General features: G+C 59.4%; 12 protein-coding genes. All 12 read right to left on the bottom strand.

What is annotated here, in order from left to right:
* Positions 1-65 precede the first annotated feature (65 nt).
* Positions 66-449, bottom strand: a complete 384-nt coding sequence (locus AC4BCN_RS07015) for a hypothetical protein (protein ID WP_490492873.1) — start codon at positions 447-449, stop codon at positions 66-68.
* A gap of 149 nt (positions 450-598) precedes the next feature.
* The gene (locus AC4BCN_RS07010) at positions 599-1,171 is read right to left on the bottom strand and encodes a hypothetical protein (RefSeq protein WP_490492872.1); all 573 of its coding nucleotides are present in this window, start codon (positions 1,169-1,171) and stop codon (positions 599-601) included.
* 168 nt (positions 1,172-1,339) lie between these two features.
* A complete protein-coding gene (locus AC4BCN_RS07005; RefSeq protein ID WP_233516259.1) occupies positions 1,340-1,687 on the bottom strand; it encodes an energy transducer TonB in 348 nt (115 codons plus the stop codon).
* A gap of 63 nt (positions 1,688-1,750) precedes the next feature.
* Entirely contained in the window at positions 1,751-3,493 is a 1,743-nt protein-coding gene (locus AC4BCN_RS07000; RefSeq protein ID WP_219329575.1) for a methyl-accepting chemotaxis protein, read from the bottom strand.
* Positions 3,494-4,028: 535 nt separating this feature from the next.
* On the bottom strand, positions 4,029-4,490 hold the full coding sequence (locus tag AC4BCN_RS06995) for a hypothetical protein (protein ID WP_490492871.1): 462 nt from the start codon (positions 4,488-4,490) through the stop codon (positions 4,029-4,031).
* The gene (gene dusA, locus AC4BCN_RS06990; RefSeq protein ID WP_485882440.1) at positions 4,490-5,485 is read right to left on the bottom strand and encodes a tRNA dihydrouridine(20/20a) synthase DusA; all 996 of its coding nucleotides are present in this window, start codon (positions 5,483-5,485) and stop codon (positions 4,490-4,492) included. Before dusA ends, AC4BCN_RS06995 begins: the two co-directional genes overlap by 1 nt.
* A 120-nt stretch (positions 5,486-5,605) precedes the next feature.
* Positions 5,606-7,438 carry a translational GTPase TypA gene (gene typA / locus AC4BCN_RS06985; protein WP_092716010.1) on the bottom strand — a complete coding sequence of 611 codons (1,833 nt, stop codon included), beginning with the start codon at positions 7,436-7,438 and terminating at the stop codon, positions 5,606-5,608.
* Positions 7,439-7,645: 207 nt separating this feature from the next.
* Positions 7,646-8,581, bottom strand: a complete 936-nt coding sequence (gene truB, locus AC4BCN_RS06980; RefSeq protein WP_490492870.1) for a tRNA pseudouridine(55) synthase TruB — start codon at positions 8,579-8,581, stop codon at positions 7,646-7,648.
* Positions 8,582-8,583: 2 nt separating this feature from the next.
* Positions 8,584-9,000 (bottom strand): 30S ribosome-binding factor RbfA, encoded by a 417-nt coding sequence (gene rbfA, locus AC4BCN_RS06975; RefSeq protein WP_035825200.1) that lies wholly within the window; start codon positions 8,998-9,000, stop codon positions 8,584-8,586.
* 114 nt (positions 9,001-9,114) lie between these two features.
* Positions 9,115-11,973 (bottom strand): translation initiation factor IF-2, encoded by a 2,859-nt coding sequence (infB, locus tag AC4BCN_RS06970; protein ID WP_034760145.1) that lies wholly within the window; start codon positions 11,971-11,973, stop codon positions 9,115-9,117.
* 46 nt (positions 11,974-12,019) lie between these two features.
* The gene (gene nusA / locus AC4BCN_RS06965; protein ID WP_034760148.1) at positions 12,020-13,585 is read right to left on the bottom strand and encodes a transcription termination factor NusA; all 1,566 of its coding nucleotides are present in this window, start codon (positions 13,583-13,585) and stop codon (positions 12,020-12,022) included.
* Positions 13,582-14,070 (bottom strand): ribosome maturation factor RimP, encoded by a 489-nt coding sequence (rimP, locus tag AC4BCN_RS06960; protein ID WP_034760462.1) that lies wholly within the window; start codon positions 14,068-14,070, stop codon positions 13,582-13,584. Before rimP ends, nusA begins: the two co-directional genes overlap by 4 nt.
* Positions 14,071-14,403: the final 333 nt, after the last annotated feature.

Here is a 14,403-nt window from a genome sequence, read left to right as displayed (position 1 = left end):
ACTAATAAAATGAAATAGCCGGGCAAGCAATGCTTGTCCGGCTTTGTTCTGCCAAGCGCGATAGATTAGCGGCGGCCGTGGTAGCGGCCATGCCCGCCCCAGCCGCGGCGGTGTCCACCGTAGCGCCCAAAGCCAAACATGAAGTCCAGCCCGATCGTCACGGGCGGATTGTAATAATACGGTTGCGGCGCGTACACGGGCGCCGGCACATACACGGGCTGCTGCACGTACACCGGCTGCTGTGGCACATACACGGGTTCATTCGTATATTCCACGCGCGGCGCGCTCATCACGCGGCCCGACTGCACCGGCTCGGACGAGACCGTATGCCATTCATAGGGATTGTAAGCCCCCTGCGGCGCGCGCGAACCGTAATACGCGGGACCGGGCGGCGCCACGGCGCAGCCACCCAAGGCGGCCAGCGAAATTACTGCCAACAGGGTTTTCATCGCAATTCTCCTAATGTGTACTACTTAATTAACCACTATAAGAAATTACGCGGGCCTTTGCTGCGCTTTTACCGATTGTTACACCCCGACGCACGCCGCAACATGAAATGTGGCAATGACACCACAAGCGGCCTACGCCGCATGTTTCCTCAAATAAATGGAATCGCGCACGTATCGATGGCCTTGCCAGCCGCATCGTAACGCTGTACGCACACCTGATAGCGCACGCCGTAATCGAGCTCGACCTGCTCGACCTTGCCATACTTCAATTTCCAGCTGGGCTGCACCTGTTGCCGCCCTTCCAGCGCGGCCACATCCTGGGGAATCGCCATCGCCGTTTGCGTCTCGCCCTGGCGCGCATCCTGGCGTCGCGCCACGTCCATCGATACGCTTACGGCCAGGTCGACGCCGCCGTCCGCATAGCTCAGCGTGGGCGCGTCGCGCTGCGCCCGCATCACGCCCCAGGCGCAAGGCTTGCCGCCGGCCTCGCATTGCTTCAGCTGCGCCAGCGGAAAATATTCAGGAGCAATCTTGCCATTCTTGATGGGCCAGCTCGTGCGCACGCCGTCGCGCTTGCCCGTCAGCGGATTGTCCCAGCTCAGGCTATTGACGATGGCCACGGTCTGCCCCGCCTGCAAGCCCACGGGCGTGCCCAGCGAGGCGCAGGCGGAAAGCAGCAAACCGGTGGCGGCCAGGGAGGAAAGTGTCAGGATGCGCTGCATGATAGGCCTCTTGTGGTGGGAGATCCCGAAGATATGTTTCGAGGGTAACAGAATCGGCGGCAACAGTGCCGTTGGCTGACGCACATAACAGTACGGGCGGCACCTTTGCAGGCGCCGCCCGTAGCGGATACGGCCATGCCGGGAGCATCGCTCCCGGCGATACGTGGATCAGTCCAGCTTCCAGGCGTAGTCGACCTTGGTCCAGGTTTGCGCTGCGGCGCCATCCTTGGTGCCCGGCTTGAACTTGCATGCGGACAGGGCCTTGATGGCGGCCTTGTCCAGGTTCTTGAAGCCGCTGCTCTTGTCGACTTTCGAATCGGCAACGCTACCATCGGCGTTGACCAGGAAGGACATCGACACGGTGCCCTGCTCTTCGTTCATCAGCGAGGCTTTCGGATAGTCGGCCTTGCAGTTCTTGGCATCGAACGACGCCGGCACCTCGGCCGCGAAGGCGGCGGAAGAAACGGACACCAGCAAGGCTGCTGCAACACTCATCAAACGCTTATTCTCAAACATGTGCTTCCCCATGATTATTATCAAATACGGCAGTTACCATTTCCTGTGCGCTGTTGGCCGCGCTTAAAACTCTTCCCACTCGTCATTGCTGCCCGCGCCTGCCGCCTTGCGTGGCGCCGGAGCCACGGGAGCGGCAGCTTCCGTCTTGCGGGTCAGCGACTTCACCGGACGCAATGCCGGTGCCGGCTTGCGCACGGCCACTGGTGCCGCAGCGACCGCCACGGGTGCCGGCACATACGCTGCCGGTTTCTCCTCGCCTTCGACCAGTTTGAAGATGCTGACCACGTGGGCCAGTTCAGCCGCCTGGTCCTGCAAGCTTTGCGCCGCGGCGGCTGCCTGCTCCACCAGGGCCGCATTTTGCTGCGTCATGCCATCCATCTCGATGATCGACAGGTTGACCTGTTCGATGCCGGCGCTTTGTTCCTGGCTGGCACTGGCGATCTCGCTCATGATGTCGGTCACGCGGCGCACGCTGTCAACCACTTCGCCCATCGTCACGCCGGCCTGGCCGACCAGACGCGTACCGCGTTCCGTCTTCTCGGCCGAATCGTCGATGAGGATCTTGATTTCTTTCGCGGCGCCAGCGGAACGCTGGGCCAGGTTGCGCACTTCCGACGCGACCACGGCAAAGCCGCGCCCTTGCTCGCCGGCACGTGCCGCTTCCACGGCAGCGTTCAGCGCCAGGATGTTGGTCTGGAAGGCGATGCCATCGATCACGCCGATGATGTCGACAATTTTCTTCGCCGACTCATTGATCGAGCTCATGGTATCAACCACTTGCGACACCACGGAGCCGCCCTTGATGGCGACATCCGATGCCGTGGCGGCCAGCTTGTTGGCTTCGCGCGCATTGTCCGCATTCTGTTTCACGGTCGAGGTCAGCTCTTCCATGGCCGACGCCGTTTTTTCCAGCGCGCTTGCCTGCATTTCCGTGCGCGACGACAGATCGATATTGCCGTCGGCAATTTCACGCGACGCCGTGCCGATGGTTTCCGTACCGACGCGCACCTGGCCGACGATGCCCACCAGGCTGTTGCGCATTTCCTTCATTTCCGCCAGCAGGCTGGACGTATCGGAAGGCTGCGTGTGGATGCCGATCGACAGGTCGCCATTGGCGATGCTGCCGGCGATCGATGCCGTGTAGTCAGGTTCGCCGCCCAGCTGTTTCAGCAAGCCGCGGGTAATTACCAGTGCTGCCGCCACGCCCATCGCCACGGCCAGTACGCCGAGAATGATCATGAACAGGCGCGCGCTGTCGAAGGCCTTGCGGGCATCCGATTGCATCTGCTCGTTGAGCTTGTCTTCCAGCACGGCCAGCTGCTCCAGCGCTTCCATCCATTTTTTCTGTACCGGACGGATTTCCTTGATCATCACGCGCGTGGCGCCTTCCGCATCGTTGGCCATCCACAGCGCGGATGCCTTGGCGATGGCCGGCATGGCGGCCGCTTCGTATTCCTTGATCGAGGTCAGCAGCGCTTTTTCTTCAGGAGTGGACTCGACGGCGAATTTTTCTTCGAGCTTCTTCTGCGTTTCCTGATAGGTGCTCGTCTGCGTCTTGATACGCGCCATTTCCGGCTCCATATCGCCCGCGTCGGTCATCAGAGTCAGGATGCGCAGCGAGGTGATGCGGTCGCTGACGTTGCCGCGCATGTCGATCACCAGGCGGGTGACGACGTTGTTGACATTGATCACGTGATCGAGACGCTCCTGGATTTGCGCCATGCGCGCGATGCCGAGGACGGTCACGGCCACCAGCAGAACCAGTACCAGGGCGAAACCCAGGCCCAGGCGGGTACCAACCTTCATTTTTGCTAAATTCATTTCGGCTCTTCGTAAATGAAACTATTGATAAGGATTTTTGCCCGGCACGACAAGACGAAGGCTGCGCAACACCGGTGTCCGCCCTTACCCATTGGTATGCTGGCGGTATCCGGCCGCACGCAGCCCGGGGTACTTCCTGGTCTTTCAGCAGCCCTGGAAACGCCAGTGACTGCGAATGCAAACTTGCTCCGCACGCTGAATTTTTGACACCGTTGATGTGAGATCAACATCAAACATTCATATGAGAAATATTTGTCTATAATCAATTATAGGTGTAAATTTTGCCTCAAAGCAAGCAATATGTACCTGAATAAATGGCTGATTAACTTTCTTCGGGGAAATGGCAACAACGCCGTTTCTTGCCTCTTAGAAATGCCCCACGACAGTGCGGGCATGCGCCGAAACAGCGCATTTACAACACATGGCGTAGCCATATTGCATCGTTTTGGGAGGGGGACTCAGAGGAAGGGGAAGTGCGGACAATACCAGTGCGCAGTGGTACCGGTATAGACAAGTTGACTCAGCTGTCCCAGCTGCAATGCATCACATAGGCGTGGCACTCTGTGCCGAAGACAAAGACGCTCCAGATGGCGCCCAATTGGCTGGCCAGGCTGCGCTGGCCAGACGATACCAGTTGATACCAGCGGGGCTCGCTGCCCAGCAGTTCGACCAGTTCGCGCTCGAAACCGTCATATAAACGGACGTCGAGCGGCTGGCGGTCGGCCTCGCTCGCCGGATGCAGGCGCTCGAGCAGCCACTGGCGCGGCGTGCACAAGACGCCGCTGCACACGACCGTTTCGAGCGGCTGCAGGCGCAAGCCGTCGGGCGTCACATCCAGCGCGCGGCACAAGGCATCGAACGATGCCTGCGGCGCGGCGGGCCCCAGATACGTGCAGAGCAAGTCGCTGCCGTCATCCTTGAGCGCGCTGACGGCTTGCAGGTAGCCGTCGATGTGCCGCGCATGGCCGTGGCAATCGTCCATTACGCAGGCAGCGACAAGCGCGCTGCCGCTTCCAGCAGCAGACGCGGGTCGCCCGAGGCCAGCTTCTTGGAATCGGACAAGGTCTGACGGAAGCCGCGCGCGCCGGGCAGGTTTTGCATCAGGCCCAGCATGTGGCGCGTGACGCTGTTCAGTTTTAATCTCCCCGCTTCTTTTTCCAGCTGTGCGCTGATGTACGGGATCATCGCTTCGAGCACTTGTTCGCGCGTTTTGACAGGCGCATCGTCGCCGTAATAGCGCTGGTCGAACTGCGCCATCACATACGGGTTGTGGTACGCCTCGCGCCCCAGCATCACGCCGTCCAGGTGCTGCAAGTGCAGGTCGATTTCATCGAACGTCTTGATGCCGCCATTGATGATGAACTCGAACTGGGGAAAGTCGCGTTTCAATCGATACGCGTAATCGTATTTCAGGGGCGGCACTTCGCGGTTTTCCTTCGGGCTCAGGCCTTTCAGGATGGCGTTGCGCGCATGCACGATAAACGTCTTGCAGCCGGCGTCGGCCACGGTGCCGACGAAGTCGCGCACGAAGTCGTACGACTCGCTGTCATCGATGCCGATGCGGTGCTTCACCGTGACGTCAATGTCGACCACGTCGCGCATGGCTTTCACGCAGTCGGCCACCAGTTGCGGCTCGGCCATCAGGCAGGCGCCGAATGCGCCCTTTTGCACGCGCTCGGACGGGCAGCCGCAGTTCAGGTTGACCTCGTCGTAACCCCACTGCTCGCCCAGCTTGGCGCTGGTGGCCAGGTCCTTCGGATCGCTGCCGCCCAGCTGCAGCGCGACCGGATGTTCTTCCTCGTTGAAGCGCAAATGGCGCTCCACGTCGCCGTAGACCAGCGCGCCCGTCGTCACCATCTCGGTGTAGAGCCAGGTATGGCGCGTGATTTCGCGGTGGAACTTGCGGCAATGGCGGTCGGTCCAGTCCATCATCGGGGCGACGGACAGGCGGCGGGAAGGCAAAGAAGTGGAAGTCATGGTATCTACAAAAAAACAGGAGCTGCAAATGACAAACCCGCTGCGCGCCTCACCGGTGAAGGAAAGGCGGAGCAACGGGCTTGAGCGCGGCATGGCCCGCAGGCCATGCTCTACAACAGATTACGAATCACGCGACGCTTTTTTACGCTCGTGCTCTTTCAGGAAGCGCTTGCGCAGACGGATCGATTTAGGCGTGATTTCCACCAGTTCGTCGTCCTCGATGAATTCGACTGCGTATTCCAGCGACATCTGAATTGGTGGTACCAGGCGCACCGCTTCGTCGGTACCCGACGAACGCACGTTGGTCAGCTGCTTGCCCTTGATCGGGTTGACGACCAGGTCGTTGTCGCGCGAGTGGATACCGATGACCATGCCTTCGTAGACTGGGTCATTGTGCGACACGAACATGCGGCCGCGGTCTTGCAGTTTCCAGATCGCGTAGGCAACAGCAGCGCCGTCATCTTGCGAGATCAGCACGCCGTTACGACGGCCGGCCATTTCGCCACGGGTGTTGTCGACTGGCGCGTATTCGTGGAATACGTGGCTCATCAGGCCGGTGCCGCGGGTCAGGGTCATGAATTCGCCCTGGAAGCCGATCAGGCCACGCGCCGGGATCAGGTACTCGAGACGCACGCGGCCCTTGCCATCCGATTCCATGTTTTGCAGGTCGCCGCGACGACGGCCCAGTTCTTCCATGACGCCGCCCTGGTTGGCTTCTTCAACGTCGACGGACAGGTTTTCAAACGGCTCGTGGCGCACGCCATCGACCATTTTGAAGACCACGCGTGGACGCGATACGGCCAGCTCGAAGCCTTCGCGACGCATGTTTTCGATCAGAATCGTCAGGTGCAGCTCGCCGCGGCCCGATACTTCGAAGATCGTGTCGTCGTCGGTTGGCGCAACGCGCAGAGCAACGTTGGCTTTCAATTCTTTTTCCAGACGGTCACGCAGTTGACGCGAGGTAACGAACTTGCCTTCGCGGCCAGCCAGCGGGGAGTTGTTGACCATGAAGTTCATGGTCAGGGTCGGCTCGTCGACGGTCAGCATCGGCAGCGCTTCCGGGGTATCCAGTGCGCACAGGGTCGAACCGATGCCGATTTCGTCGATACCGTTGATCAGGCAGATGTCGCCGGCGACGGCTTCGTCAACCAGCACGCGCTCCAGGCCCTTGAAGTTCAGCACCTGGTTGATGCGGCCCTTGATCGGGGTCGCGCCTGGGCCATTGATGACCAGCACGTCCTGACCGACTTTGACGGTACCGCGGTTGACGCGGCCAATGCCGATCTTGCCGACGTACGACGAGTAGTCCAGCGAGGTGATCTGCATTTGCAGCGGGCCTTCAGGATTGTCGTCGCGCACTGGAACGTGTTCCAGGATGGCGTCGAACATCGGCTTCATGTCGCCGCCGCGCACGTCTTCGGTCAGGCCGGCATAGCCGTTCAGGCCCGAAGCGTAAACGATAGGGAAATCCAGTTGCTCATCGGTAGCGCCCAGCTTGTCGAACAGTTCGAACGTCTGGTTGATGGCCCAGTCCGGACGTGCGCCTGGACGGTCGATCTTGTTGACGATAACGATAGGCTTCAGACCCAGTGCCAGCGCTTTGCGCGTGACGAAACGGGTTTGCGGCATCGGGCCTTCCTGTGCATCGATCAGCAGCAGAACCGAGTCCACCATCGACAGAACACGTTCCACTTCGCCGCCGAAGTCGGCGTGGCCTGGGGTGTCGACGATGTTGATGTGGGTGCCTTCGTACTCAACGGCGCAGTTCTTCGACAGAATCGTAATGCCGCGCTCCTTTTCCAGGTCGTTCGAGTCCATGACTCGGGTGTCGACCGCTTGGTTTTCACGGAAGGTGCCGGACTGGCGCAGCAGCTGATCCACCAGCGTGGTTTTGCCGTGGTCAACGTGGGCGATAATGGCGATATTACGAATTGCGCGTTTTGTATTTGACATGGTCGTAGTAGTTACTGAAAAACTGCGGAGTGCGTACAAGGTGTACGAGATACCCGAATGCTAATCTATTTCCGGAACCGCGTAGTATAGCATGTTGCGTTGCAACGCTATCTAAAAATGCTGGCGGCTCTTGCAGTCGGGGACGATTTGTTTAAAAAAGCGACACTGGTTCAAGAGTGTCGCTGGGTAATGTGACGTTGCCGTGACTTATTGGTGCGCCGTGGCAATGAGACGCTCCGGCGCCAGGATGCTGTATTCCTGCAACTGCCCCGTGCCCAGCAGCTTGCTGTCGTGATACACGCGCACCCTGCCCGGCTCGGCTGGCACGGCGACGTCTTCCTTGCCCAGCGCGATGCGCTGGCCATGCAGGAAGCGCTTGGCCAATTCTTCCGTCAGCTGGACGGCAGGGAAACTCGACAGCAAGGCATCGACGGGAGCCAGCAGGCTCAACGGCGCGGCATGCGCCGTCAGTTCATCGAGCGTGACGACGCCATCGAGCGTCAGGTTGCCCACCTGCGTGCGGCGCAAGGCGTTCAGATGGCCGCCGCAACCGAGGGCATGGCCGATGTCTTCACCCAGCACGCGGATATACGTGCCCTTGCTGCACATCACGGACAATTTCAGGAACGGGGCTTCATAGCCGAGGAACTCGAGCTTGTGGATGGTCACCGGGCGCGCTTCGCGCTCCAGGGTGATGCCTGCCCTTGCATACTCATATAAGGGCTTGCCGTCCCTTTTCAAGGCCGAGTACATGGGCGGCGTCTGCAGGATAGGCCCGCGGAACTGCGCCAGCACGGCTTCGATCTGCTCTTCGGTCACGTTGACGTCGCGCGTTTCCAGCACGTCGCCTTCCGTATCGCCCGTATCCGTCGTCTGCCCCAGGTGCACCAGGGTTTCGTAGGTTTTGTCGGCTTCCAGCAAGTCCTGCGAGAACTTGGTCGCCTCGCCAAAGCACAGCGGCAGCAAACCCGTGGCGAACGGATCCAGGGTGCCCGTATGGCCCGCCTTCTTGGCGTTCAAGACGCGCTTGACCTTGATCAGGGCGTCGTTACTGGACCAGCCGACAGGCTTATCCAACAGCAAGACGCCATCGACCAGGTCGCGCACCCGCTTGATGCCGGGTGGTTTCTTCGGACCCGCCACTGTTATTGCTCGTCCGCTTCTGGTTTGACATCCGGCTCGGCGTCAGCCGCGCGCGTGGCGTTGGCCTTGTCGATCAGCAGCGACATTTCCATGCCGCGCGAAGTCGAGCTGTCGTGCACGAAATGCAGCATCGGCAAGGTGTGGATGTGCAGGCGCTTGCCCAGCAAACCGCGGATGAAGCCGGACGCGGCCATCAGGCCTTCGGTGGTGTTCTTGATGGCTTCCTTGCTGTCTTTCAACATCGTGAAAAACACCTTGGCGTGCGCATAATCGGGCGTGATCTGCACTTCGGTAATGGTGATCATCGTGCCGACGCGCGGATCCTTCAATTCGTAGGCGACGATTTCAGCCAGATCGCGCTGGATCTGGTCGGCCACGCGCAAGCCGCGCGCTGGCATGGTTTTGCTATGTTTAGCCATGATTTTATGCTGTCCTAAGTGCCGCAGGGCGCATGGGTCAAACGGTTGCCCGTTGACCAATGCGCCCCACGTGTTTGCGCGGACATCACTATGTCCGCGCCATTGCTTCTGTGATTACAGGGTACGAGCGATTTCCTGGACTTCGAACACTTCCAGCGTGTCGCCAACCTGAATGTCGTTGTAGTTCTTCAGCGACAGGCCGCACTCCAGACCGGCGCGAACTTCTTTCGCATCGTCCTTGAAGCGTTTCAGGGAGTCGATCTCGCCGCTCCACACCACGATGTTGTTGCGCAACAGGCGGACGGAAGAAGCACGCTTGACCACGCCATCGGTGACCAGGCAACCGGCAATCGCGCCCACTTTCGAGACCAGGATAACCTGGCGGATCTCGACCTGGCCGATAACGGTTTCGCGTTTCTCTGGTGCCAACATGCCCGACAACGCCGATTTGATCTCGTCGATCGCATCGTAAATGATGTTGTAGTAGCGAATGTCCACGCCATTCGACTCGGCCAGCTTGCGTGCCTGGGCATCAGCACGGGCGTTAAAGCCGATGATGACCGCTTTCGAGGCGACTGCCAGGTTGACGTCCGATTCCGTGATGCCGCCGACGGCTGCGTGCACAACTTGTACGCGCACTTCGGAGGTCGACAGTTTCTGCAACGAGCCAACCAGCGCTTCTTGCGAACCTTGCACGTCGGTTTTGATGATCAATGGCAAGTTTTTCACTTCGCCTTCGGCCATCTGATCGAACATGTTTTCCAGTTTCGCAGCTTGCTGTTTCGCCAGTTTCACGTCGCGGAACTTACCTTGACGGAACAGACCGATTTCACGCGCTTTGCGTTCGTCAGCCATGACGACGACTTCTTCACCGGCAACCGGCACTTCCGTCAGACCCTGGATTTCGACCGGAATCGAAGGACCGGCTTCAGCGATCGACTTGCCGTTCTCGTCCAGCATGGCGCGAACACGGCCATACGAAGAGCCCGCCAGAATCACGTCGCCGCGCTTCAGGGTACCGGACTGCACCAGGATCGTCGCGACAGGACCACGGCCCTTGTCCAGACGTGCCTCGACGACCAGGCCGCGCGCAGGCGCATCGACCGGTGCCGTCAGTTCCAGCACTTCGGCTTGCAACAGCACTTGTTCCAGCAGGTCGTCGATACCTTGACCCGTTTTCGCCGACACCGGCACGAATGGCGATTCGCCACCGTATTCTTCCGGCACGACTTGCTCTGCGACCAGTTCCTGCGTCACGCGGTCAACGTTGCCGCCTGGTTTGTCGACCTTGTTGATCGCCACCACCAGCGGTACGCCGGCTGCTTTCGCATGGGCAATCGCTTCTTTCGTTTGCGGCATCACGCCATCGTCGGCGGCAACCACCAGAATCACGATGTCGGTTGCCTTGGCGCCACGGGCACGCATCGCGGTAAACGCTTCGTGACCCGGGGTGTCGAGGAAGGTGATCATGCCGCGTGGCGTATCGACGTGGTAAGCGCCAATATGCTGCGTAATGCCACCCGCTTCGCCGGAAGCAACCTTGGCGCGACGAATGTAATCGAGCAACGAGGTCTTGCCGTGGTCGACGTGACCCATGACGGTGACCACCGGTGCGCGTGGCTTGGTTTCGAAGTGCGCGTGTTCGCCCACATCGGCCAGCAGCGCTTCCGGATCGTCCAGTTCGGCGGCAAACGCCTTGTGGCCCATTTCTTCCACCAGAATCATGGCGGTTTCCTGGTCCAGCACCTGGTTGATCGTGCACATCTGGCCCAATTTCATCAAATGCTTGATGACTTCGGATGCCTTGACGGACATTTTGTGCGCCAGTTCGGCCACGGTGATCGTTTCCGGTACGTGCACGTCTTTGACGACGGCTTCCGTAGGAGCCTGGAAGTTCGATTCACGGTCGTCATGGTGCGTCGGGCGACGGCCCTTCGCGCCACCGCGCCAGCTATCACGGCCGCCTGGGCCGCTATTGCCGCGTGGCTTGGGACCACCGGTGGTGCCGCGTTTTTTCGCGTCATCGGACCAGGTGGACGACACATTGGCCGACTTGATCGATTTCTTGTCTGCAACAGCAGGCTTCTTGTCGCCCGGCTTGTCGCCTGGTTTCTTGTCAGCAGGCTTGTGCAGGGTGCCTTCCGGCGCCTTCGGCTTGACGGGAACCGGTACGGGTTCCGGTGCCTTGATGGCGCGGCGTGGCGCGTTCATCATGGCCTTGATCTGGGCAACTTCGTCGGCAACGGCCTTGCGTGCACGCTCGGTGGCTTCCGCTTTGTCAGCGGCTTCCTTGGCGGCAACAGCAGCGGCAGCCGCTTTCTTCTTCGCTTCTTCAGCGGCAGCAGCTTTCTTCGCTTCGGCGGCGGCATCGTCAACGACAGGCGCAGCGGCGCTGGCGGCAGGCGCGGCGGCAGCCTTGGCGGCCGCTTTCTTCGCTTCTGCTTCAGCTTCTTTCTTCGCAGCCAATTCAGCCTGTTGCGTGGCTTTCGCCTGGGCTTCTTTTTCCGCGTCGAGCTTGGCCAGACGTTCTTGCTTTTCGCGCAGATCGGCTTCCTGGCGGGCGATCAGTTCAGCCTGTTTACGGGCTTCTTCTTCACGGCGCGCCACGTCGGCGGGATCGATCACCGGTGCGGCAGGCGCGACCGGTTCTGCCGCGACCGGCGCAGCTTCGTCACGCTGGACGAAAGTGCGCTTCTTGCGCACTTCCACCTGGATGGTGCGCGATTTGCCGGTGGCGTCAGCTTGCTTGATTTCAGTCGTTTCCTTGCGGGTCACGGTGATTTTTTTCTTTTCTGTGTCAGCCGCTGCGCCGTGTGTGCGGCGCAGATGATCCAAAAGCTTGTCCTTATCATCTTTCGACAATGGATCTGACGTCGAACTTTTCTCGACGCCGGCAGAACGCAGCTGCGTCAGCAGCAAATCTGCAGGCATCTTCAGTTCGGTGGCAAATTGGGCTACGTTGTTACTCGCCATTCAGTCCTCTTTTCTATGTGTCGCGGAGATGATAAAGATACTCAAATTAAGCCTTTGCGGATTCGGCCAGACTCCATGCCTTGGCTTGCAACGCCTTGGCACGATCGTCGTATTTCGAGTCAACCAACTTCATCTCATCGTCGGTCACATCTTTAAATTCACTTGTAATCAGTTCACGCGCACGGTCCGCAGACAAGGCCAGGATTGCGCCAAATTCGTCGTATGCCAGTGCTGCAAATGCTTCAACGGTCTTGATACCAGCCAGACCCAGCTTACCGGCGGTAATGCGGTCCATGCCTTCCAGACCCACCAACGCCTCGTCCATGCCTTCCAGACCCTCTTCCGAAGCAATCGCTTCGGTAACCAGCGCATCACGCGCACGGGTACGGAGTTCATTGACGGTATCTTCGTCAAACGATTCGATTTCCAGCATTTCGGAAATTGGCACGTAAGCGATTTCTTCCAGACTGGCGAAACCTTCTTCCACCAGAATATCGGCCACTTCCTGGTCGACATCGAGCTTTTCCATGAACAGGATGCGCACGGCAGCCGTTTCCTGGGCAGCTTTGTCAGCCGATTCTTCGGCCGTCATGATGTTGATCTTCCAGCCGGTCAGGTCCGAGGCCAGGCGCACGTTCTGGCCGGAACGGCCGATCGCGATTGCCAGGTTTTCTTCGTCCACGACGACATCCATCGCGTGTTTTTCTTCATCGACCATGATCGACGACACGTTCGCCGGCGCCAGGGCGCCGATGACGAACTGCGCCGGATCTTCCGACCACAGCACGATGTCGACACGTTCGCCACCGAGTTCGCCGGTGACGGCCTGCACGCGCGAACCGCGCATGCCGACGCAAGTACCGATCGGATCGATGCGCTTGTCGGCCGTGTAGACGGCGATCTTGGCGCGGACGCCGGCATCGCGGGCTGCGGATTTGATCTCCAGCATGCCTTGCTCGATTTCCGGCACTTCCAGTTCGAACAGCTTCATGATGAATTCCGGCGCGGTGCGCGACAGAATCACTTGCGGGCCGCGCATGTTGCGGTCGATACGCAAGATGAAGGCACGCACACGGTCTCCGATACGCAGATTCTCTTTCGGGATCATCTGGTCGCGTGGCAGACGCGCTTCGATCTTGCCCGATTCGACGATGGCGTCGCCGCGTTCCATGCGCTTGATGGTGCCGGTGACGAGCGAATCGCCGCGTTCCAGGAAGTCGACCAGGATCTGTTCGCGTTCGGCGTCACGTACGCGCTGCAGGACGACCTGTTTGGTGTCCTGGGCGAAACGGCGGCCGAATTCGACGGATTCGATCGGTTCTTCGATATGGTCATCGACTTCGATATCGGCGATCTGTTCTTTTGCCTCGAAATGCAGGATCTCCTGATCCGGCAATTGCAGGCCCGCTTCATCGGGCACGACGTGCCAGCGGCGGAACGATTCGAATTCGCCCGTTTCGCGGTCGATCGAAACGCGGATGTCTACCTCACCCTCATACCGTTTCTTCGTGGCTTGCGCCAACGCGAATTCGAGGGCGCCGAAGACGACATCTTTATCGACGTTTTTTTCGCGCGCCAGCGCGTCAACCAATAATAAAACTTCGCGGCTCATGCTTTGCGTCCCTTAAAAACCACCTGCGGCACCAAGCGTGCCTTATCCACATCGGCGAGCGTAAACTCCAACATCGCCGGACCATCCTTACCTTCAAATTCCAACGACAATTTATCGCCCACGGGTTCTTGCAGAATCCCCTGGAACGATTTCCGGTTGTTCGTACCCGGCATCGCCACAGTCAGCTTGACGATGATTTCCTGGCCTGCGAAACGGACGAAGTCTTCCAGCTTGCGCACCGGACGATCGAGACCCGGGGAAGAAATCTCGAGACGCTCGTAAGGAACGTTCTCTACCGTCAACACATGCGATAACTGGTGACTCACCGTGGCACAGTCTTCGACCGTGATCGGACCTTTTTCAGCGGCATCGGCGGCGCTGAAATCAATAAAGACGCGCAGCAGCCCGCGCTCGGCACGTTCGACATCAACGAGCTCATAGCCCAGACCTGTAACTGTCTTTTCAATTAATCCCAACTGCTGCAAAAAATTCTCCAGAAATAAGGCCCGTTTTCGGCATGACGGCGCCGCAATGAGCGCCGACACCATGCAAAAACACGCATTCAAGTCATATATGGCGCCTTGCTGGCGCCATTACAAACGGTTCAACAAAAAAAAAATGGGCATCTGCCCATCTTCTTGTATTTCCCCAACCAGATGAAAGCACTCCCCACCAAACAACCCTGCGGAGAACTTTTATTAGGCTGCAGATTATAACCTCTTATTAACTTCGCCGCAATGCCGCACACGAGGAGCGGCCCGGCTTACAACAGTTACAAGAGCGCGCACCCACGGCAGATCAGCGGGCGCGCAAGAAGA

The organism is Janthinobacterium sp. Bl 1 (assembly GCF_058215535.1).
This window is presented reverse-complemented; position numbering and strand designations above follow the sequence as displayed.

What these genes read in the sequence shown, in the direction of transcription:
- AC4BCN_RS07000 (WP_219329575.1), bottom strand. Translation starts at nt 3,493, where the DNA reads ATGAAGGTTGGTACCCGCCTGGGCCTGGGTTTCGCCCTGGTACTGGTT.
- AC4BCN_RS07005 (WP_233516259.1), bottom strand. Translation starts at nt 1,687, where the DNA reads ATGTTTGAGAATAAGCGTTTGATGAGTGTTGCAGCAGCCTTGCTGGTG.
- dusA (WP_485882440.1), bottom strand. Translation starts at nt 5,485, where the DNA reads ATGACTTCCACTTCTTTGCCTTCCCGCCGCCTGTCCGTCGCCCCGATG.
- rbfA (WP_035825200.1), bottom strand. Translation starts at nt 9,000, where the DNA reads ATGGCTAAACATAGCAAAACCATGCCAGCGCGCGGCTTGCGCGTGGCC.
- AC4BCN_RS07010 (WP_490492872.1), bottom strand. Translation starts at nt 1,171, where the DNA reads ATGCAGCGCATCCTGACACTTTCCTCCCTGGCCGCCACCGGTTTGCTG.
- infB (WP_034760145.1), bottom strand. Translation starts at nt 11,973, where the DNA reads ATGGCGAGTAACAACGTAGCCCAATTTGCCACCGAACTGAAGATGCCT.
- typA (WP_092716010.1), bottom strand. Translation starts at nt 7,438, where the DNA reads ATGTCAAATACAAAACGCGCAATTCGTAATATCGCCATTATCGCCCAC.
- nusA (WP_034760148.1), bottom strand. Translation starts at nt 13,585, where the DNA reads ATGAGCCGCGAAGTTTTATTATTGGTTGACGCGCTGGCGCGCGAAAAA.
- AC4BCN_RS06995 (WP_490492871.1), bottom strand. Translation starts at nt 4,490, where the DNA reads ATGGACGATTGCCACGGCCATGCGCGGCACATCGACGGCTACCTGCAA.
- AC4BCN_RS07015 (WP_490492873.1), bottom strand. Translation starts at nt 449, where the DNA reads ATGAAAACCCTGTTGGCAGTAATTTCGCTGGCCGCCTTGGGTGGCTGC.